General features: G+C 68.4%; 21 protein-coding genes. 9 read left to right on the top strand and 12 right to left on the bottom strand.

The window, feature by feature from the left end:
* Window positions 1-156: 156 nt before the first annotated feature.
* The 7 genes from G6N50_RS03305 (at window position 157) to G6N50_RS03335 (ending at window position 8747) form a co-directional block, all read left to right on the top strand.
* Window positions 157-1581 (top strand): phytoene desaturase family protein, encoded by a 1425-nt coding sequence (locus G6N50_RS03305; protein ID WP_083098914.1) that lies wholly within the window; start codon window positions 157-159, stop codon window positions 1579-1581.
* 124 nt (window positions 1582-1705) lie between these two features.
* Window positions 1706-2725, top strand: coding sequence for a type I glyceraldehyde-3-phosphate dehydrogenase (gene gap, locus G6N50_RS03310; RefSeq protein ID WP_083098912.1), 1020 nt, complete (start codon window positions 1706-1708; stop codon window positions 2723-2725).
* A gap of 3 nt (window positions 2726-2728) precedes the next feature.
* Window positions 2729-3958, top strand: a complete 1230-nt coding sequence (locus G6N50_RS03315; protein ID WP_083098911.1) for a phosphoglycerate kinase — start codon at window positions 2729-2731, stop codon at window positions 3956-3958.
* 14 nt (window positions 3959-3972) lie between these two features.
* Window positions 3973-4758: a triose-phosphate isomerase gene (tpiA, locus tag G6N50_RS03320; protein WP_083098909.1), complete on the top strand. Its 786-nt coding sequence runs from the start codon at window positions 3973-3975 to the stop codon at window positions 4756-4758.
* Window positions 4759-4788: 30 nt separating this feature from the next.
* Window positions 4789-5022: a preprotein translocase subunit SecG gene (secG, locus tag G6N50_RS03325; protein ID WP_067132831.1), complete on the top strand. Its 234-nt coding sequence runs from the start codon at window positions 4789-4791 to the stop codon at window positions 5020-5022.
* 52 nt (window positions 5023-5074) lie between these two features.
* Window positions 5075-7882 carry a phosphoenolpyruvate carboxylase gene (ppc, locus tag G6N50_RS03330; RefSeq protein ID WP_083098908.1) on the top strand — a complete coding sequence of 936 codons (2808 nt, stop codon included), beginning with the start codon at window positions 5075-5077 and terminating at the stop codon, window positions 7880-7882.
* 73 nt (window positions 7883-7955) lie between these two features.
* Window positions 7956-8747, top strand: coding sequence for a bestrophin-like domain (locus tag G6N50_RS03335; protein ID WP_083098906.1), 792 nt, complete (start codon window positions 7956-7958; stop codon window positions 8745-8747).
* 45 nt (window positions 8748-8792) lie between these two features.
* Here the strand turns inward: G6N50_RS03335 and G6N50_RS03340 are convergent, their stop codons facing one another.
* The 7 genes from G6N50_RS03340 to tkt all read right to left on the bottom strand — a co-directional run bounded on the left by G6N50_RS03340 (window position 8793) and on the right by tkt (window position 16689).
* The gene (locus G6N50_RS03340; protein WP_083098905.1) at window positions 8793-9722 is read right to left on the bottom strand and encodes a histone deacetylase family protein; all 930 of its coding nucleotides are present in this window, start codon (window positions 9720-9722) and stop codon (window positions 8793-8795) included.
* Between the two features lie 19 nt (window positions 9723-9741).
* Window positions 9742-10140, bottom strand: a complete 399-nt coding sequence (locus G6N50_RS03345) for an ATPase (protein WP_067836104.1) — start codon at window positions 10138-10140, stop codon at window positions 9742-9744.
* 110 nt (window positions 10141-10250) lie between these two features.
* A complete protein-coding gene (gene pgl / locus G6N50_RS03350; RefSeq protein ID WP_083098903.1) occupies window positions 10251-11006 on the bottom strand; it encodes a 6-phosphogluconolactonase in 756 nt (251 codons plus the stop codon).
* Window positions 11003-11914: a glucose-6-phosphate dehydrogenase assembly protein OpcA gene (gene opcA, locus G6N50_RS03355; RefSeq protein WP_083098929.1), complete on the bottom strand. Its 912-nt coding sequence runs from the start codon at window positions 11912-11914 to the stop codon at window positions 11003-11005. The genes pgl and opcA overlap by 4 nt, the downstream gene beginning before the upstream one ends.
* The gene (zwf, locus tag G6N50_RS03360) at window positions 11911-13455 is read right to left on the bottom strand and encodes a glucose-6-phosphate dehydrogenase (RefSeq protein WP_083098902.1); all 1545 of its coding nucleotides are present in this window, start codon (window positions 13453-13455) and stop codon (window positions 11911-11913) included. The genes opcA and zwf overlap by 4 nt, the downstream gene beginning before the upstream one ends.
* Window positions 13452-14573 (bottom strand): transaldolase, encoded by a 1122-nt coding sequence (gene tal / locus G6N50_RS03365; RefSeq protein ID WP_083098900.1) that lies wholly within the window; start codon window positions 14571-14573, stop codon window positions 13452-13454. Before tal ends, zwf begins: the two co-directional genes overlap by 4 nt.
* A gap of 16 nt (window positions 14574-14589) precedes the next feature.
* Entirely contained in the window at window positions 14590-16689 is a 2100-nt protein-coding gene (tkt, locus tag G6N50_RS03370) for a transketolase (protein WP_083098899.1), read from the bottom strand.
* Window positions 16690-16944: 255 nt separating this feature from the next.
* Between tkt and G6N50_RS03375 the strand changes: the two genes are divergently transcribed.
* Window positions 16945-17871, top strand: coding sequence for a heme o synthase (locus tag G6N50_RS03375; protein ID WP_083098897.1), 927 nt, complete (start codon window positions 16945-16947; stop codon window positions 17869-17871).
* A gap of 123 nt (window positions 17872-17994) precedes the next feature.
* On the opposite strand, the gene G6N50_RS03380 is transcribed toward G6N50_RS03375, so the two are convergent.
* On the bottom strand, window positions 17995-18969 hold the full coding sequence (locus G6N50_RS03380) for a quinone oxidoreductase family protein (protein ID WP_083098896.1): 975 nt from the start codon (window positions 18967-18969) through the stop codon (window positions 17995-17997).
* A 19-nt stretch (window positions 18970-18988) separates the two neighbouring features.
* Between G6N50_RS03380 and G6N50_RS03385 the strand changes: the two genes are divergently transcribed.
* Window positions 18989-19663 carry a hypothetical protein gene (locus tag G6N50_RS03385; RefSeq protein ID WP_083098894.1) on the top strand — a complete coding sequence of 225 codons (675 nt, stop codon included), beginning with the start codon at window positions 18989-18991 and terminating at the stop codon, window positions 19661-19663.
* Here the strand turns inward: G6N50_RS03385 and G6N50_RS03390 are convergent.
* The 4 genes from G6N50_RS03390 to mptB all read right to left on the bottom strand — a co-directional run bounded on the left by G6N50_RS03390 (window position 19613) and on the right by mptB (window position 24103).
* Window positions 19613-20554 (bottom strand): COX15/CtaA family protein, encoded by a 942-nt coding sequence (locus tag G6N50_RS03390; RefSeq protein ID WP_142275751.1) that lies wholly within the window; start codon window positions 20552-20554, stop codon window positions 19613-19615. The two genes, G6N50_RS03385 and G6N50_RS03390, sit on opposite strands and share 51 nt — an antisense overlap.
* Before the next feature lie 86 nt (window positions 20555-20640).
* Window positions 20641-21351 carry an ABC transporter permease gene (locus G6N50_RS03395; protein WP_232069041.1) on the bottom strand — a complete coding sequence of 237 codons (711 nt, stop codon included), beginning with the start codon at window positions 21349-21351 and terminating at the stop codon, window positions 20641-20643.
* Between the two features lie 77 nt (window positions 21352-21428).
* Window positions 21429-22400 carry an ABC transporter ATP-binding protein gene (locus G6N50_RS03400; protein WP_142275747.1) on the bottom strand — a complete coding sequence of 324 codons (972 nt, stop codon included), beginning with the start codon at window positions 22398-22400 and terminating at the stop codon, window positions 21429-21431.
* Window positions 22397-24103 (bottom strand): polyprenol phosphomannose-dependent alpha 1,6 mannosyltransferase MptB, encoded by a 1707-nt coding sequence (mptB, locus tag G6N50_RS03405; protein ID WP_083098888.1) that lies wholly within the window; start codon window positions 24101-24103, stop codon window positions 22397-22399. The genes G6N50_RS03400 and mptB overlap by 4 nt, the downstream gene beginning before the upstream one ends.
* Window positions 24104-24190 lie beyond the last annotated feature (87 nt).

Consider the following 24190-nt stretch of genomic DNA (forward strand, 5'->3'; position numbering starts at 1 on the left):
CGACCCGCCGCGCCCGGCTTCGCCGCCCTTGCGATCGCCGCGGATCGATGGCGGCGACCCGCCGCGCCCGGCTTCGCCGCGCTTGCGATCGCCGCGGATCGATGGCGGCGACCCGCCGCGCCCGGCTTCGCCGCGGATGACTCGGCGCAGCGCTCGATGACCACCGCGGTCGTCGTCGGTGCCGGGCCCAACGGCCTGGCCGCGGCGATCCAGCTGGCCCGCCACGGTGTCGACGTGCAGGTGCTGGAGGCCCGCGAGACCGTCGGCGGGGGAGCGCGATCGGCCGAGCTGACGGTGCCCGGGGTGATCCACGATGTCTGCTCGGCCACCCACCCGTTCGGTGTCGGCTCGCCGTTCTGGCAGGAGATCGACCTGCCGCGCTATGGGCTGGTCTGGAAGTGGCCGGAGATCGACTGCGCGCATCCGCTCGACGATGGCACCGCCGGGGTGTTGTACCAATCGATCGACCGGACGGTGGCCGGCATGGGCCCCGACGCCAGCCGGTGGCGCCGCGCCGTCGGGGACCTCGCCGCCGGATTCGATCAGCTGGCGCAGGATCTGCTGCGCCCGGTGCTGCACATTCCGCGGCACCCGGTCCGCCTGGCCGGCTTCGGTCCGCGCGCGCTGCTGCCGGCGACCGTGATGGCCCGGTGGTTCCGCACCGAGCAGGCCCGCGCGCTGTACGGCGGCGCCGCCGCGCACATCTACACCCGGCTGGACCGTCCGCTGACCGCATCCATGGGGCTGCTCTTCCTGGCCGGCGGGCACCGCTACGGATGGCCCGTTGCCGAAGGCGGTTCCGGATCGATCACCCGAGCCCTGGCCGCGGCCCTGGAAGCGCATGGCGGCGCCATCGCCACCGGCGTGACCGTCACCGGCCGCCGCGACATCCCCGACGCCGACATCGTCATGCTCGACCTGAGCCCGGCCGCGGCACTGCAGATCTACGGCGACGCCATGCCCGGCCGCATCAAACGCTCCTACCGGCGCTACCGCCAGGGGTCCTCGGCGTTCAAGGTCGACTTCGCCGTCCGGGGCGACATCCCCTGGACCAACCCCGACTGCCGGCGCGCCGGCAGCGTCCACCTCGGCGGCAGCTTCGCCGAGATCGCCGACACCGAACGCCAACGCGCGCAGGGCAACATGGCGCAGCGGCCGTTCATTCTCGTCGGGCAGCAGTACCTGGCCGACCCGACCCGCTCGGCCGGCGGCGTCAATCCGATCTGGGCGTATGCGCACGTGCCGTTCGGCTACACCGGCGACGCCACCGCGGTCATCATCGAGCAGATCGAGCGGTTCGCCCCGGGATTCCGCGACCACATCGTCGCGACCGCCAGCTTGGGCACCGCCGATCTGGAGGCCTACAACCCCAACTACATCGGCGGCGACATCATCGGCGGCGCCAACGACGGGCTCCAGGTCATCCTGCGGCCGCGCATCTCGGTCAACCCGTATGCGACCGGCGTGCCGGGGGTGTACCTGTGTTCGCAGTCCACGCCGCCAGGAGCCGGCATCCACGGCCTGTGCGGCTACTACGCCGCCGAGGCGGCGCTGGGCTGGGCGCGCAAGGGTCGCCGATAGCCACCGGGTCGCGTGTGGCCGACGTCACGGCCGTTGTACCAGCGCGGCAACGGCGGACGTCCCTGATCTAGGCTGGCGACGAGCGCAAACAGCGGACACAGGAAAGAAGACAGAGGAGAGACAAGTGACGGTCCGAGTAGGTATCAACGGCTTCGGTCGAATCGGGCGGAACTTCTACCGGGCCCTACTGGCTCAACAGGAGCAAGGTAGCGCTGATATCGAGGTGGTCGCGGTCAACGACCTCACCGACAACGCCACCCTGGCGCACCTGCTGAAATTCGACTCCATCCTGGGCCGCCTGCCTTACGACGTAAGCCTCGAGGGTGACGACATCATCGTCGTCGGCAGCAAGAAGATCAAGGCGCTCGAGGTCAAGGAGGGCCCGGCGGCGCTGCCGTGGGGTGACCTGGGCGTCGACGTCGTCGTCGAGTCCACCGGCATCTTCACCAACGCCGCCAAGGCCAAGGGCCACCTGGACGCCGGCGCCAAGAAGGTGATCATCTCCGCGCCCGCCACCGACGAGGACATCACCATCGTGCTGGGCGTCAATGACGACAAGTACGACGGCAGCCAGAACATCATCTCCAACGCCTCGTGCACCACGAACTGCCTCGGGCCGCTGGCCAAGGTGCTCAACGACGAGTTCGGCATCGTCAAGGGCCTGATGACCACCATCCACGCCTACACCCAGGACCAGAACCTGCAGGACGGGCCGCATAAGGACCTGCGCCGGGCCCGCGCCGCGGCGCTGAACATCGTGCCGACGTCGACCGGCGCGGCCAAGGCGATCGGCCTGGTGCTGCCCGAGCTCAAGGGCAAGCTGGACGGCTACGCGCTGCGGGTGCCGATCCCCACCGGCTCGGTCACCGACCTCACCGCCGAGTTGAAGAAGTCCGCCACTGCCGACGAGATCAACGCCGCGATGAAGGCCGCCGCCGAGGGGCCGATGAAGGGCATCCTGAAGTACTACGACGCGCCGATCGTGTCCAGCGACATCGTCACCGACCCGCACAGCTCGATCTTCGACTCCGGCCTGACCAAGGTGATCGACAACCAGGCCAAGGTGGTCTCCTGGTACGACAACGAATGGGGCTACTCCAACCGCCTCATCGACCTGGTCGCCCTGGTCGGCAAGTCGCTGTAAACCGTGGCTATCCACAACCTGAAAGACCTTCTCTCCGAGGGGGTTTCCGGGCGCGGCGTCCTGGTGCGCTCCGATCTGAATGTGCCGCTCGACGACGGGAAGATCACCGATCCCGGCCGCATTACCGCGTCGGTGCCGACGCTGAGGGCGCTGGTCGAGGCGGGCGCCAAGGTGGTGATCGCCGCGCACCTCGGACGCCCCAAGGGCGGGGCCGACCCGAAGCTGTCGCTGGCGCCCGTCGCGGCGGCGCTCGGTGAACAACTCGGCCGGCACGTCCAGCTGGCCGGCGACGTCGTGGGCACCGACGCTTTGGCCCGTGCCGAGGGGCTCACCGACGGCGATGTCCTGCTGCTGGAGAACATCCGCTTCGACGCCCGCGAAACCAGCAAGGACGACGGCGAGCGGCTGGCGCTGGCCCGGCAACTGGCCGAACTGGTCGGGCCGACAGGCGCTTTCGTCTCCGACGGCTTCGGTGTGGTGCACCGCAAACAGGCCTCGGTGTACGACATCGCCACCCTGTTGCCGCACTACGCCGGCACGCTGGTGGCCGAGGAGATCCAGGTGCTCGAGCAGTTGACCAGCTCCACCAAGCGCCCCTACGCGGTGGTGCTCGGCGGGTCCAAGGTGTCCGACAAGCTCGGTGTCATCGAGTCGCTGGCCACCAAGGCCGACAGCATCGTCATCGGCGGCGGCATGTGCTTCACTTTCCTTGCCGCGCAGGGCTTCTCGGTCGGCAAGTCGCTGCTTGAAACCGACATGGTGGAAACCTGCCGCAACCTGCTCGACACCTACGCCGACGTCTTGCGGCTGCCCGGCGACATCGTGGTGACCGAGAACTTCGCCGCCGATTCGCCACCACAGTTCGTGGCCGCCAACGCGATTCCGGACGACCTGATGGGGCTGGATATCGGTCCGGGTTCGGTCAAGCGGTTCGCCACATTGCTGTCCAACGCGCAGACCGTGTTCTGGAACGGCCCGATGGGCGTGTTCGAGTTCCCGGCGTACGCGGCGGGCACCAAGGGCGTCGCCCAGGCGATCGCCGCGGCCACCGGCAAGGGCGCGTTCAGCGTGGTGGGCGGCGGGGACTCCGCGGCCGCGGTGCGCGCGCTGGGCATCCCCGAGGGCGACTTCTCGCACATCTCGACCGGCGGGGGAGCCTCGCTGGAATACCTTGAGGGCAAGACGCTTCCGGGTATCGAGGTGTTGAGCCGACCCCAGCCCGACCACAACTAGGGAGGCCCAGAGTCGTGAGCCGCAAACCGCTGATCGCCGGCAACTGGAAGATGAACCTCAACCACTTCGAGGCGATCGCGCTGGTGCAGAAGATCGCGTTCGCGTTGCCGGACAAGTACTACGACAAGGTGGACGTCACGGTGCTGCCGCCGTTCACAGATCTGCGCAGCGTGCAAACCCTGGTCGACGGCGACAAGCTGCGGCTGACCTACGGCGGGCAGGATCTGTCCCAGCACGACTCGGGTGCCTACACCGGCGACATCAGCGGGGCCTTCCTGGCCAAGCTGGGTTGCACGTTCGTCGTGGTCGGGCACTCCGAGCGGCGGACCTATCACCACGAGGACGACGCGGTGGTGGCCGCCAAGACCGCCGCGGCGCTCAAGCATGAATTGACCCCGATCGTGTGCATCGGTGAGCACCTCGATGTCCGCGAGGCGGGAAACCACGTCATTCACTGTGAGGAGCAGCTGCGCGGGTCGCTGGCCGGGCTGTCCGCCGAACAGATCGGCAAGGTCGTCATCGCCTACGAGCCGGTGTGGGCGATCGGCACCGGGCGGGTGGCCAGCGCGGGCGACGCCCAGGAGGTGTGCTCGGCGATTCGCAAAGAACTGGGGGCGCTGGCCTCACCGCAGCTCGCCGAGAGCGTGCGCGTGCTCTACGGCGGATCGGTGAACGCCAAGAACGTCGGCGACCTGATCGCCCGCGACGACATCGATGGCGGTCTGGTCGGCGGTGCGTCCCTGGACGGCGAGCAGTTCGCCACGCTGGCGGCGATCGCCGCCGGTGGGCCGCTGCCCTGAGGGCGGGTCGACCCCGGTAGGCTGGCCCCCATGCAGTTGGCTTTGCAGATCACCCTGGTCGTCACCAGCATCCTGGTGGTGCTGCTGGTGCTGCTGCACCGCGCCAAGGGTGGCGGCCTGTCCACGCTGTTCGGTGGCGGCGTGCAGTCCAGCCTGTCCGGGTCCACAGTGGTGGAAAAGAACCTGGACCGGCTGACGTATTTCATCACCGCCATCTGGCTGGTGTGCATCATCGGCATCGCGCTGATGATCAAGTACCGCTGACGGCTGACCTGTCGACGAGCGGACGCTGACATCCGCATCGATACTGGGTCCCATGGTTGAGGCTTCCGATAGCACGCTGGAACCGATCGGCGCCGTGCAGCGCACCCTGGTGGGTCGTGAGGCGACGGAGCCGATGCGGGCCGACATCAGGCTGTTGGGCACCATCCTGGGCGACACGGTTCGCGAGCAGAACGGACACGGGGTGTTCGAGCTCGTCGAACGTGCCCGGGTGGAATCGTTTCGCGTGCGGCGCTCCGAGATCGACCGGGCTGACCTGGCGCGGATGTTCGACGGCATCGACATTCACCAGGCGATCCCGGTCATCCGGGCGTTCAGCCACTTCGCGTTGCTGGCCAACGTCGCCGAGGACATCCACCGGGAGCGGCGCCGGGCGATTCACGTCGCCGCCGGCGAAGCACCGCAGGACAGCAGCCTGGCCGCGACCTACGCCAAACTCGATCGGGCGCAACTGGATTCGTCCACCGTCGCCGACGCGCTGAAGGGCGCCGTAGTGGCCCCGGTGATCACCGCGCACCCCACCGAAACCCGCCGGCGCACCGTCTTCGTCACCCAGCACCGGATCACCGAACTGATGCGGCTGCACGCCGAGGGGCATCGGGAGACCGACGACGGCCGCGACATCGAACTTGAGCTGCGCCGGCAGGTCCTCACGCTGTGGCAGACGGCGCTGATCCGGTTGTCCCGGCTGCAGATCACCGATGAGATCGAGGTGGGGCTGCGCTATTACGCCGCCGCATTCTTCAGGGTGATTCCGCAGGTGAACGCCGGCCTGCGCGACGCGCTGCGGACCCGTTGGCCCGACGCCGACCTGCTGAATCAGCCGATCCTGCAGCCCGGCTCGTGGATCGGCGGTGACCGCGACGGCAATCCGAATGTGACGGGCGACGTGGTGCGCCAGGCCACCGGCAACGCCGCGTTCACCGCGCTGCAGCATTACCTGGCCGAGCTGACGGCGTGCGAGCAGGAGTTGTCGATGTCGGCGCGCCTGGTCGCGGTCACCCCCGAGCTGACCGAACTGGCCGAGGGTTGCGGCGAGAAGGCGCGCACCGACGAGCCGTACCGACGCGCGGTGCGGGTGGTCCGGGCCCGGCTCACCGCGACGAGCGCCGAGATTCTGGACCGGCGACCGCAGCACGAGCTCGACCTGGGGTTGCCGCCGTACGACGCCCCGGCCGAGCTGCTGGCAGACCTGGACACCATCGACGCGTCGCTGCGCGCGCACGGCAGCGCACTGCTCGCCGACGACCGCCTGGCGCTGCTGCGAGAAGGCGTGCGGGTCTTCGGGTTTCATCTGTGTGGCCTGGACATGCGGCAAAACTCCGACGTGCACGAAGAAGTGGTCGCCGAGCTGCTGGCGTGGGCCGGGGTGCACCCGGATTACGCTTCGCTGCCCGAAGACGAGCGGATCGAGCTGTTGGCCGCCGAGCTCGGTACCCGTCGTCCGCTGGTCGGCGACCGCGCGGAACTGTCGGAGCTGGCGCACAAAGAGCTGGGTGTGGTGCGCGCGGCCACGCACGCCATCAAGCGTTACGGACCGGCCGCCGTACCCAACTACGTGATTTCCATGTGCCGCTCGGTCTCCGACGTGCTGGAAGCAGCGATCCTGCTCAAGGAGGCGGGCCTGATCGACGCGTCCGGGGACGCGCCGTACTGCCCGGTGGGCATCTCACCGCTGTTCGAGACCATCGACGATCTGCACAACGGCGCGACGATCCTGCACGCGATGCTCGAACTCCCGATCTATCGTGCGCTGGTGGCCGCGCGCGACGACAGCCAGGAGGTGATGCTCGGGTATTCCGACTCCAACAAGGACGGCGGGTATCTGGCGTCCAGCTGGGCGGTGTACCGGGCGGAGCTGGCCCTGGTCGAAGTGGCCCGCAAGACCGGAATCCGGTTGCGGCTCTTCCACGGTCGCGGCGGCACCGTCGGCCGTGGCGGCGGGCCGAGCTACGAAGCCATCCTGGCGCAGCCGCCCGGAGCGGTGAACGGTTCGCTGCGGCTCACCGAGCAGGGCGAGGTGATTGCCGCCAAGTATGCCGAACCGCAAGCGGCGCAACGTAATCTGGAGAGCCTCCTGGCTGCCACGCTGGAATCCACGCTGCTGGATGTGGAGGGGCTGGGCGACGCCGCGGAACCGGCGTATGCGGTGCTCGATGAAGTGGCCGTGCTGGCGCAGCGCGCGTACGCCGAACTGGTGCACGACACACCGGGTTTCGTCGACTACTTCATGGCCTCCACGCCGGTCAGCGAGATCGGCTCGCTGAATATCGGCAGCCGGCCCAGCTCGCGCAAGCCCACCCAGTCCATCTCGGACCTGCGCGCTATCCCGTGGGTGCTGGCGTGGAGTCAGTCGCGGGTCATGCTGCCCGGCTGGTATGGCACCGGGTCGGCGTTCGAGCAGTGGATCGCGGCGGGCCCGGAAAGCGAAGACGAGCGGGTGGATGTTTTGCACGACTTGTACCAGCGCTGGCCGTTTTTCCGCAGCGTGCTGTCGAATCTGGCTCAGGTGCTGGCCAAGAGCGACCTCGGCCTGGCGGCGCGCTACGCGGAATTGGTGGACGACGAGGAGTTGCGGCGCCGGGTCTTCGACAAGATCGTCGACGAGCACCGGCGGACCATCGCCATGCACAAGCTCATCACCGGCCAGGACAACCTGCTCGCCGACAACCCGGCGCTGGCGCGTTCGGTGTTCAACCGTTTCCCGTACCTCGAGCCGCTCAACCACCTGCAGGTGGAGCTGCTCCGTCGTTACCGTTCCGGCGACGACGACGAATTGGTGCAGCGCGGCATTTTGCTGACGATGAACGGGCTGGCCAGCGCACTGCGAAACAGCGGCTGATTACGGCGAATTGGTCACCGGGCCGGCCCGGTCGCGAATACCCTGAATCGACGCGAGTCGATCGAGGAGACCAGTGAGCGCATCCGGACTACCCCTGTGGCTGTTTCTGGGTTCGGTCATCGCGGTCGCGATCGCGATCGCGGTGGGCTCCATCTGGCTGGGCACCCGCATCCTGCCCGCCGAGCGGTATGGGAAGGAGCACAATCCGGCGATCGCCTCGTTCCTCACCGTCGTCGGATTCATCTACGGTGCACTGCTGGGCTTTACGGTGGTGACCACCTGGGAACACTTCTCGTCCACTCAGGTCGTCGTCTCCGGCGAGGCGTCGGCGCTGACGACGATGTATCGCCAGACCGTCGCGATGCCCGAACCGGAGCGAACCGAAGTTCAGGAGTTGTTGCGCAAGTACGCGAGCGCCGTGGCGGGCCCGGAGTGGAACAAGCAGAACAACGACGGCGCGCGGGCCGCGATCACCCGGATGTACCGCACCGTCGGCCGTCAGCAGCCCAATGTCGCGGCCAAGCCGATCAATCAGCAATTTCTCCACCAGTTGAGCGAGCTGGCCTCCGACCGTAACGAGCGCATCGTGGGCACCAAGCCGCGGATACCGCCGTTGATGTGGGCGGGCCTGATCTTCGGCGCGGTTGTGCTGGTTGCGTTTACGGGCTTCCTGCGGATGGGCAGTCCCGTCGGCCACGTGATCGTGTCGAGCACCGTCGCGGTTCTGCTGGGCCTGCTGCTGTGCGTCGTGTACCAACTCGACCGCTCGTATGCGACCGATCAACGGATCACGTCCGGGCCGTTTCGGCACGCATTGGACATTTTCGATTCGGTCGACAACGACAGCCGCTACTTCCCGCGCTGAGCATTGACGGTGCGGGCCGTGGCGCCGGCCCGGTACCCCGTTAGTTCAGCCCTTCAGCAGCTCGCCGACGTGCGCGGTGACCGAATCGGTGAGGCCCTGCAGGTCATAACCGCCTTCGAGCACCGCCACCAACCTGCCGTCGGACAATGTCTCCGCCGATTTCATCAATTCCCTGGTGACCCAAGCGAAGTCGGCGGCCGTCATGGTCAGCGAACCGAGCGGGTCGCGTTCGTGGGCGTCGAAACCGGCGGACACGATGATCAGCTCGGGCGAAAATGCTTGCAACGCAGGCACTATCCGATCCTGGAAGGCGGCGCGCAGCTCGGCGCCGCCGTCACCGGGCGCCAGCGGCGAATTGAATATGTTGCCGACTCCGGTCTCCCGCGCCGCACCGGTGCCGGGGAACAGCGGCATCTGATGCGTGGACGCATACAGCACGCTCGGGTCGGAGTAGAAGACCTGCTGGGTTCCGTTGCCGTGATGCACGTCGAAATCGACGATGGCGACCCGCATCAGCCCGTGTTTGCGCTGCGCATGACGCGCGCCGATGCTGATGTTGTTGAACAGGCAGAAGCCCATGGCCCGCTCTGTCTCGGCGTGGTGTCCCGGCGGGCGGCACGCGACGAACGCGTTCTGCACGTCACCGGCCAGCACCCGGTCCACGGCCTGCAGCGTGGCGCCCACCCCGCGCAGCGCCGTCTCCCAGGTCGAGGGCTCCATCATGGTGTCGCCGCCGTCGAGGTACACGTACCCGTGTTCGGGTCGCGCCGCTTCCAGCGCGTCCACATAGCGATTGGAGTGCACGTAGCGCGTCGTCACCAGTTCGGCCGGTTCGGCCTCCTCGCGCATCAGGGCGTCGAACTGCGGCACGCTCAGCGCCGCCTCCACCGCGCGGTAGCGGTCCGGCCGCTCCGGATGACCCGGCGCGGTGCGATGCGCTGCGAACGCGGAATGGTGCAGCAGCAAGGTGGCCATCGGGGTCCTCCCGACCCGCCTACTGCGCCGTCCGATTGCGCAGCCTGTCCACCAGGCCGCGCACCGCGTGCTCGGTGATCGCCAGCGGCGACATCATGGTCTCGCCCACCTTCACCATCTCGTCGACCCGGACGACGATGGCCTCCACCGGCTCGACCAGCGCGATCAACCGCTTGGCCAGATCGTCCAGGCTGGCCATGGTGCCATCCAGGTGGTCCAAACCGGTTTCCAGGCGTTCCACCGTGGCGTTCAGGCTGGACAGGGAACTGCTGAGCTCCTTCATGGTGTTGCTCAGACCGTCGAGTACGTCTTCGACCTGCTCCACCGTCTTGTCGGCGTTCAACGCGGCCTGGGTGAGCGTCTTGATCCGGCTTCGCTCTTGCCCCCCGCGCACGGTTCTGTCTGCCATGACCGTCATTATGACCCGGCCCGGGCCGGCGGGAGTCCGAAGGGACCCACGACGTCGAAAGCGCTAGCAAATGTGCAAGCGAAGTGCGCAAACGCCTCGCGCCGAGCCGGACGTGACGGTCAGCCTTGCTCGCCGGTCCGCGACGGCAGCTTGGCGGCGGCGTCCTCGTCGAGCAGCCACAGCGTGGTGTCCAGCCCGACCGCCCCGGCGGCCGGCACCGAAACGGGTGCGGCGCCACCGATGGCGGCGGCCACCGCATCGGCCTTGCCGGCGCCGGATACCATCAGCCAGACCTCGCGCGAACGCGCAATAGCGGGCAGTGTCAAGGTGATTCGCTCCGGCGGCGGTTTGGGGGAGTCGTCGACGGGGACCACCATGCGGGTGGTCTCCAGCACGGCCGGTGTGTCGGGGAACAGCGAATTGATGTGTCCCTCGGGGCCCATGCCGAGCAGGTGCACATCGAAATTCGGAACCGGTTGCCCGGGTGCGGCGTTGGCGGCCAGCAACTGTTCATAAGCCAGCGCCGCCGCGGCCAGGTCATTGCCGAACTCACCGTCGCTGGCCGGCATCGGGTGCACCTGGCTGGACGGAATGTCGACGTGGGAGAGCAACGCGGCCCGCGCCTGCTTTTCGTTGCGTTCGTCATCGTCCTCCGGGACGTAGCGCTCGTCGCCCCAGAAAAGATGCACCTTGGACCACTCGATCTCGCGTTCCACCAGCGACTCCAGCAGTCTGATGCCGTTGCCGCCGCCGGTCAGCACGACGAGCGCTCGGCCCCGCGCCGCGACGGCGTTGGCGATGGTATCGGTCAGTCGCGTGGCGGCGGCTTCGACCATGGTCTGGCTGTGCGGGAAAACTTCGATGCTGATGCTCACACGTATTGCACTTTCTCGATGCCTTCGAGCGCTGATTGATAGATCTCGTCGGGATCCAGTCGACGCAGGTCTTCGGCGAGGCACTCACCGGTTTCCCTGCGCGCCAAGGGGAGTAGGGCGTCCGGCCGGGACGTCCGGCTCAACGTGGCCGTCCTTCCTTCCTGCGGCCGGCTCAAGACGATGGTCTCGCTCTTGCGTACCAGTTCGATCTTGAGCTCGCCGACGGCTCGGCGCACCGGACCGTCGATCCGGCTCGCCAGCCACCCCGCCAGGATGTCCAGGGCGGGCTCGGTCCCCAGACCGGACACCAGCGCCGACTCGATCGGTTCGTGCGGCGTCAGGTCTACGGCGGAGGTGAGCAGCGCGCGCCAGTAGGTGATGCGCGCCCAGGCGAGGTCGGTGTCGCCCGCGGTGTATCCGGGCAGCCGGCTCTTGATGGCGGCCAACGGGTCAACCCCGTTGGTCGCATCGGTGATGCGCCGAATGGCCAACCGGCCCAACGGGTCCTGTGCGGGAACCGCGGGCGCGACATCGGGCCACCAGACCACCACCGGAATGTCGGGCAGCAGGAAGGGGGTGACCACGCTGGCGGCGTGACCCGACAATGGTCCGGACAGCCGCAGCACCACGACCTCGCTGGCGCCGGTGTCACCGCCGGCGCGCAACTGCGCATCCAGGCGCGGTTTGTCCGCATACGGATTGCCCCTCATCGTCACGATGATCCGGCTGGGGTGCTCATGGCTGGCGTTGTTCGCCGCGTCCAGCGACTCCTCGAGGATCTCCTCGCTGTCCGGCGCGATGATCAGCGTCAGCACCCGGCCCATTGCGACAGCGCCGACCTTCTCCCGCAGTTCGTCGAGCTTCTTGTTGACGGCAGTGGTGGTGGCGTCCGGCATGTCAATGATCACGGGCGCCGCCATTCGCGACCAGTACGGCGCAGCATCTCGAACGCGGAATCCGGGCCCCAGGTGCCCGCGTCGTAGGGCTCGGGCTTGCCGTCGGCCGCCCAGTTATCGAGCACGGGATCGAGTATCTCCCAAGCCAATTCGACCTCTTCGTTGACCGGGAACAAAGACGGCTCGCCCAGCAGCACGTCGAGGATCAGCTGTTCGTAGGCTTCCGGCGACTCCTCGGCGAACGCTGAGCCGTAGGAGAAGTCCATGTTGACGTCGCGGACCTCCATCGCGGTGCCCGGCACCTTGGAGCCGAAGCGCAGCGTGACGCCTTCGTCCGGCTGCACCCGGATCACCATGGCGTTGGTGCCCAGCTCGTCGGTCATGGTCGCGTCGAACGGCAGATGCGGCGCGCGCTTGAACACCAAGGCGATCTCGGTCACCCTGCGGCCCAACCGTTTTCCGGTCCGCAGGTAGAAGGGCACACCCGCCCAGCGGCGGGTGTCCACCTCGAGCGTGATCGCCGCGAACGTCTCGGTGGTCGAGTCCTTGGCGAACCCTTCCTCGTCGAGCAGCCCGACTACCTTCTCGCCGCCCTGCCAGCCGCCGGTGTACTGGCCGCGGCTGGTGGTCTCGTCGAGGGGCTCGGCGAGCTGGGTGGCCGAGAGCACCTTGATCTTCTCGGCCTGCAGCGCCGACGGGCTGAAGCTGACCGGCTCCTCCATCGCGGTCAGCGCGAGCAGCTGCATCAGATGGTTCTGGATTACGTCGCGTGCGGCGCCGATGCCGTCGTAGTAGCCGGCCCGCCCGCCCAGACCGATGTCCTCGGCCATGGTGATCTGCACGTGATCGACGTAGTGCGCGTTCCAGATCGGGTCGAACAACTGATTGGCGAACCGCAGCGCCAGGATGTTGCGGACCGTCTCCTTGCCCAGGTAGTGGTCGATCCGGAACACCGACTCCTCCGGAATGACTGCGTTGACTGCCTTGTTCAGGGCTTGCGCGCTCTCCAGGTCGTGACCGAACGGCTTCTCGATGACCACCCGGCTCCACCGCTCGCCCTGCGGGCGCGCCAACCCGGACTTGTGCAGCTGGTCGCACACCACCGGGAAGGACTTGGGTGGGATGGCCAGATAGAAGGCGTGGTTGCCGCCGGTCCCACGCTCGGCGTCCAGCTTGTCCAGGGTCTCGGCCAGCCTGCCGAACGCCTCATCATCGTCGAAAGCGCCTGGCACGAAACGGAATCCCTCGGCCAGCCGATCCCAGTTCTCCTGACGGAAGGGCGTGCGGCAGTGTTCCTTGACCGCGTCGTGCACCACCTCGCCGAAATCCTGGGTGCTCCAATCCCGGCGGGCGAAACCCACCAGGGAGAAGCTGGGTGGCAACAGCCCGCGGTTGGCCAGGTCGTAAATCGCCGGCATGACCTTCTTGCGGGCGAGGTCGCCGGTGACGCCGAAGATCACCATCCCACATGGCCCCGCGATGCGCGGGAGCCGCTTATCGCGCTTGTCCCGCAACGGGTTATGCCATTGTTGCGGGGTGCGGACTGGGCTCATTTCGAGGCGGAATCCAGCTGCTTCTGCGTTTCCTCCAGCAGCTCGGTCCAGGAATCCACGAACTTCTCCACGCCCTCGTTTTCCAGCACTTTGAAGACGTCGGTCAGGTCGATGCCGATCCGCTCCAGTTTGTCGAACACCTCCTGGGCGGCCCCGGCGGTGCCGGTGACCGTGTCGCCCTTGATCTCACCGTGGTCGGCGACCGCGTCGATCGTCTTCTCCGGCATGGTATTCACCGTGTTGGGCGCCACCAGTTCGGTGACATACAGGGTGTCGGAATAATCGGGATTCTTGACGCCCGTGGACGCCCAGAGCGGACGCTGCACGCGGGCCCCGTCGGCCTTGAGCGACTCGTAGCGATCGCCGCCCTCGAACACCTCCTGGTAAGCCGCGTAGGCGAGCCGGGCGTTGGCCACCCCCGCCTGCCCCAGCAGCGCCTTCGCATCCTCCGACCCGATCTTTTCCAGCCGCTTGTCGACTTCGGTGTCCACCCGGGACACGAAAAACGATGCCACGGAATGGATCTTGGACAGGTCGTGCCCCGCCTCGCGCGCCTTCTCCAGGCCGGCCAGGTAGGCGTCCATCACCTGACGGTGCCGCTCGACGGAGAAGATGAGCGTGACGTTGACCGAGATGCCCTCCGCGAGAACGGCCGTGATGGCCGGGATGCCGGCCTTGGTTGCCGGGATCTTGATGAACAGGTTGGGCCGGTCGACGATCTTCCACAGCTCGACGGCCTGCGCGATGGTCTTGTCGGTCTCGGCGGCCAGCCGCGGGTCGACCTCGATGGACACCCGGCCGTCCACGCCGTCGGAGGCCTCCCACTCGCGCTTGAGCACGTCGCACCCGTTGCGGACGTCGTCGGTGGTGACGGTGCGGATGGTCGCGTCCACGTCGGCGCCGCGCTCGGCCAGCTCGGTGATCTGGCCGTCGTAGGCATCGCCCTCCGCCAACGCCTTCTGGAAGATCGACGGGTTGGTGGTCACGCCGACGACGCTCTTGGTGTCGATCAGCTCTTGCAGGTTGCCCGACTGCAGTCGCTGGCGCGACAGGTCGTCGAGCCAGACGGATACGCCTGCGGCGGACAGCGCCGCCAGATTCGGGTTCTGAGCGGTCATGTGAATTACCCTTTCCTCAGTTATCCACTACTTCTTCCGCGGCGGCAGCGACGGCTTCGGCGGTGAAGCCGAATTCACGGAATAAGGTTTTGTAATCGGCGGATTCGCCGTAGTGCTCGATCGAGACGATCTTGCCGGTGTCACCGACCAGCTTGTGCCAGCTCTGCGCGACGCCGGCCTCGACGGCCACCCGGGCCGACACGGTCGGCGGCAGCACGCTGTCGCGGTAGTCGGCGGGCTGGGACTCGAACCATTCGACGCACGGCATGGAAACCACCCGCGCCACAATGTCCTTGTCCGCCAACAACTTCTGTGCGTCGACCGCGAGTTGGACCTCCGAGCCGGTGGCGATCAGCACCACGTCGGGGTCTTGACCGGCATCCTCGCCGTCCGAGCCCAGGATGTATCCGCCCCGGGTCACGCCGTCGTAGTCGGTGCCTTCGAGTATCGGCACGCCCTGGCGGGTCAGGATTAGTCCGACCGGGCCGCTGCCGTTGCCGCGGGCCAGGATCGTGCGCCAGGCGTAGGCGGTCTCGTTGGCGTCGGCTGGGCGCACCACCGACAGATTCGGGATGGCTCGCAGTGCCGCGAGGTGTTCGATCGGCTGGTGGGTCGGGCCGTCCTCGCCGAGCCCGATGGAATCGTGCGTCCACACGTAGATGGTGTCGATGTCCATCAGCGAGGCGAGCCGGACCGCCGGGCGCATGTAGTCCGAGAACTGCAGGAACGTGCCGCCGTAGGCCCGGGTCGGCCCGTGCAGCACGATGCCGGACAGGATGGCGCCCATCGCGTGCTCGCGAACGCCGAAGTGCAGCGTGCGGCCGTACCAGTCCGCCGTGTAGTCCTTGGTCGAAATCGACGGCGGACCAAAGGATTTGACATTGTCCATGGTGGTGTTGTTGCTGCCCGCCAGGTCGGCCGAGCCGCCCCACAACTCGGGGAGCTTCGGGCCGACCGCGTTGAGCACCTTGCCGGACGCGGCGCGGGTGGCCAGCGCCTTGTCGTCGGTTTTCCAGACCGGGATGTCGGCGTCCCAGCCGTCGGGCAGCTCCTCTGCCGTCAACCGGTCCAGCAGCTCCTTGCGTTCGGGCTGGCCCTGTGCCCAGGCGTCGAAGTCCGCCTGCCACTTCTCGTGCGCTTCCTTGCCGCGGTCCACCAGCTTGCGGGTGTGGGCGATCACCTCGTCGCGCACCTCGAAGGTCTTGTCGGGGTCGAAGCCGAGTTCCTTCTTGACGGCCGCAACTTCCTCGTCGCCCAGCGCCGCGCCGTGCGCCTTACCGGTGTTCATCAGTTTGGGTGCGGGATAGCCGATGATCGTGCGCAACTCGATGAACGACGGCCGGTCGGTGACGGCCTTGGCGTTGGCGATGGCGTCTTCGATGCCGACGACGTTCTCGCCGCCTTCGACCCTCTGCACGTGCCAGCCGTAGGCCTCGTAGCGCGCGGCGGTGTCCTCGCACAGGGCGATGTTGGTGTCGTCCTCGATCGAGATCTCGTTGTGGTCGTAGAAAACGATGAGGTTGCCCAGCTGCTGCACGGCGGCCAGTGACGAGGCCTCCGAGGTGACGCCCTCCTCGATGTCGCCGTCGGAGGCGATCACGTAGATGAAGTGATCGAACGGGCTGGTGCCCGGGGCGGCGTCGGGATCGAACAGCCCGCGCTCGTAGCGCGCGGCCATCGCCATGCCCACCGCCGAGGCCAGGCCCTGCCCGAGCGGGCCGGTGGTGATCTCAACGCCCTTGGTGTGCCGGAACTCCGGGTGCCCGGGTGTCTTGGATCCCCAGGTGCGCAGCGACTCGATGTCGGACAGCTCCAGCCCGAAGCCACCCAGGTAGAGCTGGATGTACAGCGTCAGGCTGCTGTGCCCGCAGGACAGGACGAACCGGTCGCGGCCCAGCCAGTGGGTGTCGCTGGGGTCGTGGCGCATCGCCCGCTGGAAGAGGGTGTAGGCCAGGGGCGCCAGGCTCATCGCCGTCCCGGGATGGCCGTTGCCGACCTTTTGCACCGCATCGGCGGCAAGCACCCGAATGGTGTCGACGGCGGCCGAGTCGATCTCGGACCAGTCGTCGGGCAGGTGCGGTTGGGTCAGCGTGGAGATCTCTTCGAGTGTCGTCACAGACTCAGTCCTTGGGTCATCGAGCTGATCAATCCCACCCTAGTGCGGGAGGGCCGGCTCTTGCAGCGCAGGATTTCGGGTACCCACCGCCGGCAGATGTGAAAAATACGCGCCGGTGGAATGCGCTTAACATTCAGTTCGGAAAGCTGGGAAAAATCTGCGGGAATGGACCCGCGGGCGGGCCATTGTCACGACGCGGTCTACCATCGTGTGTAGTAGATGCTGCGCGCCGCTGCGACCCCAAGGAGTTATTGCGTGAGCGTTCGCGGGCGCGCCGCGCCGAGCCAACTGCCAAGCCGAGTGCAAGGCACGGTGCTGGCGTATCTAGCGCTGACCAAGCCGCGGGTCATCGAACTGCTGCTCGTCACCGCGATCCCGGCGATGCTGCTGGCCCAGCGCGGCACGGTGCACCCGCTGCTGATCGTCAACACCCTGATCGGCGGAATGCTGGCCGCCGGCGGCGCCAACACCCTCAATTGCGTGGCCGACGCGGACATCGACAAAGTGATGAAGCGCACGGCGCGCCGGCCGCTGGCCCGGGCCGCGGTGTCCACCCGCAACGCCCTGGTGCTCGGTCTGGTGCTGACGGTGGCGTCGTTCTTCTGGCTGTGGTGGACGACGAACCTGCTCTCCGGGCTGCTGGCCCTGGCGACGATCGCGTTCTACGTGTTCGTCTACACACTGCTGCTCAAGCGCCGCACCTCGCAGAACGTGGTGTGGGGCGGCGCGGCCGGCTGCATGCCGGTGATGATCGGCTGGTCGGCCGTCACCGGCACCATTGCCTGGCCGGCGCTGGTGATGTTCGCCATCATTTTCTTCTGGACGCCGCCGCACACCTGGGCGCTGGCGATGCGCTACAAGGACGACTACAAGGCGGCGGGCGTCCCGATGCTGCCTGCCGTGGCGACCGAACGTCAGGTGACCAAGCAGATCCTGATCTACACCTGGCTGACCGTGCTGGCCACGCTGGCGCTGGCGCTGGCGACCGGCTGGCTGTACGCCGCGGTCGCCGTGGTGGCCGGGGCGTGGTTCCTGGCGATGGCCCACCAGCTGTACGCCGGGGTCCGCGCCGGCGAACCGGTCAAGCCGCTGCGGTTGTTCCTGCAGTCGAACAACTATCTGGCGGTGGTGTTCTGCGCGCTGGCCGTCGACTCGGCCATCGGGCTGCCGCACCTGTTCTGAGCCGGTCGCCGACTCGTTCACCTCGGCGCCGCCACCACCACCGCCGCCGGGCCTGATCAACAGAGACAATTGCGAGCAGATTCTCGGAATCTTTTGTCCTCATGCATAACGGGCTCGAATCGCCTAGGGCAGCAGCACGATCGAGCCGGTGGTCTTGCGGCCCTGCAGATCCTGGTGGGCGCGGGCCGCTTCGGCCAGGGGATAGCGTCCGCCGACCTCCACGGTGATGGAACCGCCGGCGATCGCGTCGAACAATTCCCCGGCCCGCCAACTGAACTCGTCGCCGGTGCGGATGAAGTGCGCCAGCGACGGCCGGGTCAGATACACCGAGCCGGCGGCGTTGAGGCGCTGCGGGTCGACCGGCGGAACGGGTCCGCTTGCCGCGCCGAACAGCGCCAGCGTTCCGCGGACGGCCAGGCTGGCCAGGCTGGCGTCGAAGGTGGTGGCGCCCACGCCGTCGTACACCGCCGCCACCCCGGCACCCCCGGTCAACGCGCGGATCCGTGCACCGAATTCGGCCGCGTCGTCGGGATAGGGGAGCACCTCGTCGGCACCCGCTTGCCTGGACAACCGTTCCTTCTCCGGGGTGGAGACGGTGCTGATCACCCGCGCGCCGAGCAGATGAGCCCACGGCGTCAAAATCAGTCCGACGCCGCCCGCGCCGGCGTGCACCAGCACCGTGTCGCCGCGTTGCACCGGATAGACCGATTTGAGCAGGTAGTGCGCGGTCAAGCCTTTCAGCAGCACCGACGCCGCGACCTCGGATGCCACCACGTCCGGCACCTTCGCGGTCAATGATGCTGGCGCAGTAGAGAATTCGGCATACCCACCGGTTGTCGCAGCGCTGACCACCCGGTCGCCGACGTCAAACCCCGACACTCCGTCACCCGTGGCGGCGACGGTGCCGCAGGCTTCCTGCCCGATGATGAAGGGCAACTCACGCGGGTACTGTCCGGTGCGGAAATAGGTGTCGATGTAGTTGACGCCGATGGCTTCGGCCTTGATCAGCACCTCGCCCGGGCCGGGCTTGGGCGTAGCCGTCTCGATGTAGCGCAGCACCTCGGGGCCGCCGGTTTCGCTGACTTCGATTGCGTGCATCTGCTTATCATGCCCGGGCATGAAACTCGCTCGCCCGGACGTCTTCCATCCCCGCATCGTGCTGGCGGGGTCCGGCGACGACGCCGCCCCGACAGCCGACGATGCCGGTCGGGGTGCCGGTCTGGTGGCCGCGCTGCGCACGCGCGGTCTGCATGCGCGCCGGTTGTCCTGGGACGATCCGGACACCCTTGACGCCGATCTGGTGATACTGCGCGCCGTCGCCGACGACCCGGATCGGCGCGACGAATTCCTGGCCTGGACCCGGCGCGTGCGCCGCCTGCTCAACCCACCCGACGCGCTCGCTTGGAACCTCGATGAGCGGTACTTGCGCGACCTCGAGGACGACGGGGTGCCGACCGCGCCGGACGCAACGCCCGAGGCGGCGTTGATCTTTCTGGGCGGAGAGCGGTCGCACGCCTGGCCGGTCGAGCCGGAGTTCGAGGCGTGGGACGTCGGGTACGCCGCGCTGGCCTCGGCCGCCGGCCGCGCCGGCATCCCCGCCCGCGAGCTGCTCTATGCCCGGGCCGACGTGGCAGGGGAGCGGCTGGTGGGGCTCGACCTGGTCGCGCCGGTGCTGGGCTGGCGGCGACTGGACCCCGCGGCCCGCGAACTCGCCCAGCGGCGGTTCGCCGTGGCGGTGGAGTCAGCCTGCGAGCGGTTCGGGCTCGGCCCGCTCTCGCATGGACGCCCATAGCGCCGCGGTGGCCGCCGTGCACGCCGCGGCCCCGGCCACGTGCAGGGCGACCAGCACGGCGGGCACCCCGGTGTAGTACTGGGCGGTGCCAACGGCGGCCTGCGCGAACACCAGCACCAGCAGCACCGCCAGCCGCACCAGGACGGGCCGGGCGGCACGGACCGCGAGCAGCCCGAAGCCCAGCCCCACCAGCAGCGCCAGGTAGGCGATCAGCAGCGACGAGTGCATGTGCACCAGGGTGTCGACCTCGACCTTCAGCCGCGGCACCGTCCGGGTGGGGCTGCGATCACCCGCGTGCGGGCCGGCGGCCGTTACCAGCGTGCCGGTGATCAGCACCGCGGCCAGGTTCAGGCCGGACAGGGCCGTCAAGGCGCGCAGCGGCCTGACCACGCGCCGGCGCACTACCCCGTCGTCGGGCTCGCCGACCTTCACGTAGAGCAGCACCGACAGCCACACCATCGTCATGGACGTCAGCAGGTGGATGGCCACCGTCCACCACAGCAGCCCGGTGCGCACGGTGATGCCACCGATCACCGCCTGCACGACGGTCGACACCGGCATCAGCCAGGCGTAGACCAGTACCTCGCGGCGTCGCCGCGCCCGCGTCACGGCCAGCACGGCCAGCGCGGCGGTGATCACCACGGCAAAGGTGACCATCCGGTTGCCGAATTCGACGGCCTGATGGATGCGCGGCACCTCGGCGTGGGCCACCGGGACGAAGCTGCCCGGGAAACACTGCGGCCAGGTCGGGCACCCCAGCCCCGAGGCGGTGACGCGAACGATCGCGCCGGTGATGGCGATGCCGCCCTGGGTGAGGATGACGGCCGCGGCGATCAGGCGCTGCACGCCCGGGCTGGGGTTGGGGAGCAGGTCCACCACTCGCAACAGCATCCGTCCAACCACGGCCCGATCCTAAGGCACCGAAAACTACGGCCCGTAGTACGGCTGGTCGCGCCGTGTCGGCGGCGGAACACCCGTCAGGTGAAGCGGAACCAGCGCAGCGCGCTCAGCGCGCCCACCGCGCCCCACGCCGCCAGAACGACGACCCCGAACCAGTCCACCGACATGGTCATGGCCTGCGAGAGCGCCTCGGTGAGCGCGCCCGACGGCGTCAGCCGGGCCGCCAGCTTGACCGCCGTCGGCGTTATGCCGGTTTCCAGGGTGAGCGCGCCCAGCCCGGCGAAGACGAACCACATCAGGTTGGCGACCGCTAGCACGATCTCGGCGCGCAGCGTCCCGCCGAGCAGCAGCCCCAGCGCCGCGAACACCACGGTGCCCAGCGCGATGACCGCCGCGCCCAGCACCAGGGCCGCCGGCGTCGGTCGCCAGCCGAGCGCAAAACCTATGGCGCCCAACAGGATTGCCTGCAAGAACACCACGGTGACCACGGCCAGGGACTTGCCCGCGATGATGCCCCACACCGGAAGCGGGGTTGCCCCGAGTCGCTTGAGCGCGCCGTAGCGCCGATCGAAGGCCACCGCGATCGCCTGCCCGGTGAACGCCGTCGAGATCACCGCCAGCGCCATGATGACCGGGGTGAACGTGGCGGCGCGGTGCTGGCCGAACGAGCCGAGCGGCAGCAGCGTCAGCCCGACCAGCAGCGTGATCGGGATGAACATGGTCAGCAGCAGTTGTTCGCCGTTGCGCAGCAGCAGCTTGAGCTCCAAGCCGAATTGCGCGGCAAGCATTTTCGGCACCGCGCTGGGCCGCGGATCGGGAGCGAAAGTACCCGCGGGGAAGACGCTCGATTGAATCTCGTTGTCCGTCAAGGCCGTAACTTCCTGCCGGTGAGGTCGAGGAACACATCCTCGAGGCTGCGTTGCTCGACGCGCATGTCGGTGGCCAGCACGTCGATCCGCGCGCACCACGCCGTGACGGTTGCCAGTACCTGAGGGTCGACGGGCCCCTCGACCAGGTATTCGCCCGGCGTCACCTCGGTGGCCTTGTAGTCCTCCGGCAGGGCGGAGGACAGCAGGGACAGATCGAGGCGCGGCGGTGCGCTGAACCGCAACTGGTCCTTGGCCCCGCTGCGCATCAGCTCGGCCGGCGTGCCCGAGGCCACCGTGACCCCGTGGTCGATGATCACCAGCCGGTCGGCGAGCTCCTCGGCCTCCTTGAGCTGATGCGTGGTCAGCACCACCGTCACGCCGTCGCGGCGCAGGGCGTCGATCAGCTCCCACACCAGCAGCCGGGCGTGTGCGTCCATGCCCGCGGTGGGCTCGTCGAGGAACACCAGTTCGGGGCGGCCGACCAGCGCACAGGCCAGCGCCAGCCGCTGCTGCTGGCCGCCGGAGAGTCGCCGGTAGGTAGTGCGGGCGGCGTCGGTGAGACCCAGCGTGTCCAGCAGCCACGCCGGGTCCAGCGGATCGGCGGCGTAGGCGGCCACCAGGTTCAGCATTTCTCCCGCCCGGGCCGCGGGGTAGCCGCCTCCGCCCTGCAGCATCACCCCGATCCGCGCCCGCAACCGCGCGTTGTCGGCGATCGGGTCCAGGCCGAGCACCTCGATGGTGCCCGCGTCCGGGCGGGTGAAGCCCTCGCACATCTCGACCGTCGTCGTCTTCCCGGCGCCGTTGGGTCCGAGCAGGGCCAGCACCTCGGCGGCATGCACCTCGAGATCGAGGTTGGAAACGGCTTCGACGGCGGTCGCGCCGGACCCGTACTTCTTGGTGACCCCGCGCAGCCGCACAACTGTGTTAGGGGATTCGCGCGATTCGCGGGCGGGAAAGGCCGAGCTCACGTGGAATCAGCGTAGGCGTCATGTGCCGGCGCCGGCCGGGGGGTCGGCGGAGTCTGCGGCGTTGCCGCCGGATCGGCGACCGGTTGGCCGTTGGATTCGGTGGCCTGGACCGGCGGGCGGCGCCACGGCAGGCGGGTGTAGGTCAACGCGATGAGCGCGACGACGATGACGGTGCTGGCCAAGGTGGCGTCGATAATCTGGAACAGCGCGAAGCGGTCGCCGTTGGCCGTCGGGCCGAAGATCCCGACGACCAGGCTGATGACGATGGCGGCCACCCGGAAGCCGGTACGGGTCGCCCAGGCGGCCAGCGGGATGATGGCCCACAGCAGATACCAGGGCTGCACGACGGGGAACAGCAGCACCGTGATGCCCAGCGCGACACCCAGGCCGCCGATCGGGTGCAGCCGGCCGCGGAAGACGGCGAGGAGCAGCCACGCCACCATGACCGTGATGATCAGCACACCGATCGCGCGGGTCAGCCCCAGCACCGCGGTGGTGTGATCACCCAGGCCCAGCAGGATGCCAACCTGGCCGGTGCCGAGCGCCAGCAGGGTAGGCGGTGACATCCAGCTGCGCACCACGTTGGCGGTGCCCAGGGTGAAGATCCAGCCGAAGCCGAGGCCGCTGGCCCAGCCCACCAGCGCCATCACCGCCAGCGACAACGCCGCCATGCCGCCGCCGGTCAGCAGCAGGGCACGCAGGGTGCCACCGCAGCGGTAGGCGAGCGCCATCGTCACGAAGCCCAGCGCCAGCAGCGACGGCAGCTTCACCTGCGACGACAACACGATCAGCACGGCTCCCGCGACCAGCATCCCCAGCGGTTCCCAGTCCGGCCCCGGCCGCTTCCACGACGCGGGCACCAGCCGGGGTGCGTCGATGCCGCGGAGCGCGAATTCCGCCCCGGCCAGCATCAAGCCCAGCATCAGCGCCTCGTTGTGCACGCCGGCCACCAGATGCATGATCAGCAGCGGATTGGCCGCCCCCAGCCACAACGCGCTGACCTCGGCGACGCCGCAGCGCCGGGCCAGCCGCGGTGTCGCCCACACGATCAGTCCCACGCCCAGCAGCTCCACCAGCCGGTGACACAGCACGGCGGCGACGATGTTCTCCCCGGTGATCGCCGAGATGCCGCGTCCGATCCACAAGAACAGCGGCCCGTACGGTGCGGGCGTCTCGCGCCACAGCGTCGGCACCGACAGCGTGAAGATGTGGGACAGGCCCAGCCCCGAGGCCGGGCCCACCCGGTACGGGTCGAGACCCTCCAGGGAGATCTGGCTTTGCGCCAGATAGGAGTAGACGTCCTTGCTGTACATCGGCGGGGCGATCAGCAGCGGCAGCACCCACAGCAGCAGGGTGCGGTCCAGGTCGCCGCGCGACATCCGCCGGTTTCCCAGCGCGAACCGGCCGAGCATCAACCAGGCCAGCGCCATCATGACCGCGCCGGTCGTCGTCATGGTTAACGACACGGTCTGGATCCGTGACGGCAGGTTGAGCAGCCGCACCCCGAAGGTGGGGTCCTGTACAACGGGCCGGGCGCCGGCGCCCAGCGCGCCGATCGCCATCACCACGGTGCCGGTGGCGCCGAACAGGCGGATGCGACGCAGCGCGGTGAGCTCGGTATCGTTCAGCGGCGAGCCCACTGCTTGCTCGTCGCCGTGCAGACTCGCGATCGATGAGCTCAGCGTGTGGTGGCGGGCTGCCATCAGAGCAGCGTAGCCGCCCGGCCCGAGCCAGCGGCGATCGCAAGCGCGGCGCAGCGGGTCCGCGCGTTCCACCGAGTGTGAGCAGCG

It is taken from the genome of Mycobacterium mantenii (genome assembly GCF_010731775.1).
Lineage (GTDB): Bacteria > Actinomycetota > Actinomycetes > Mycobacteriales > Mycobacteriaceae > Mycobacterium > Mycobacterium mantenii.

What these genes read in the sequence shown, in the direction of transcription:
- zwf (WP_083098902.1), bottom strand. Translation starts at nt 13,455, where the DNA reads ATGAGCCCAGTCCGCACCCCGCAACAATGGCATAACCCGTTGCGGGAC.
- G6N50_RS03395 (WP_232069041.1), bottom strand. Translation starts at nt 21,351, where the DNA reads ATGCTTGCCGCGCAATTCGGCTTGGAGCTCAAGCTGCTGCTGCGCAAC.
- G6N50_RS03305 (WP_083098914.1), top strand. Translation starts at nt 157, where the DNA reads ATGACCACCGCGGTCGTCGTCGGTGCCGGGCCCAACGGCCTGGCCGCG.
- G6N50_RS03385 (WP_083098894.1), top strand. Translation starts at nt 18,989, where the DNA reads ATGAAACTCGCTCGCCCGGACGTCTTCCATCCCCGCATCGTGCTGGCG.
- G6N50_RS03345 (WP_067836104.1), bottom strand. Translation starts at nt 10,140, where the DNA reads ATGACGGTCATGGCAGACAGAACCGTGCGCGGGGGGCAAGAGCGAAGC.
- mptB (WP_083098888.1), bottom strand. Translation starts at nt 24,103, where the DNA reads ATGGCAGCCCGCCACCACACGCTGAGCTCATCGATCGCGAGTCTGCAC.
- tal (WP_083098900.1), bottom strand. Translation starts at nt 14,573, where the DNA reads ATGACCGCTCAGAACCCGAATCTGGCGGCGCTGTCCGCCGCAGGCGTA.
- ppc (WP_083098908.1), top strand. Translation starts at nt 5,075, where the DNA reads ATGGTTGAGGCTTCCGATAGCACGCTGGAACCGATCGGCGCCGTGCAG.
- G6N50_RS03380 (WP_083098896.1), bottom strand. Translation starts at nt 18,969, where the DNA reads ATGCACGCAATCGAAGTCAGCGAAACCGGCGGCCCCGAGGTGCTGCGC.
- G6N50_RS03340 (WP_083098905.1), bottom strand. Translation starts at nt 9,722, where the DNA reads ATGGCCACCTTGCTGCTGCACCATTCCGCGTTCGCAGCGCATCGCACC.
- G6N50_RS03390 (WP_142275751.1), bottom strand. Translation starts at nt 20,554, where the DNA reads ATGCTGTTGCGAGTGGTGGACCTGCTCCCCAACCCCAGCCCGGGCGTG.
- secG (WP_067132831.1), top strand. Translation starts at nt 4,789, where the DNA reads ATGCAGTTGGCTTTGCAGATCACCCTGGTCGTCACCAGCATCCTGGTG.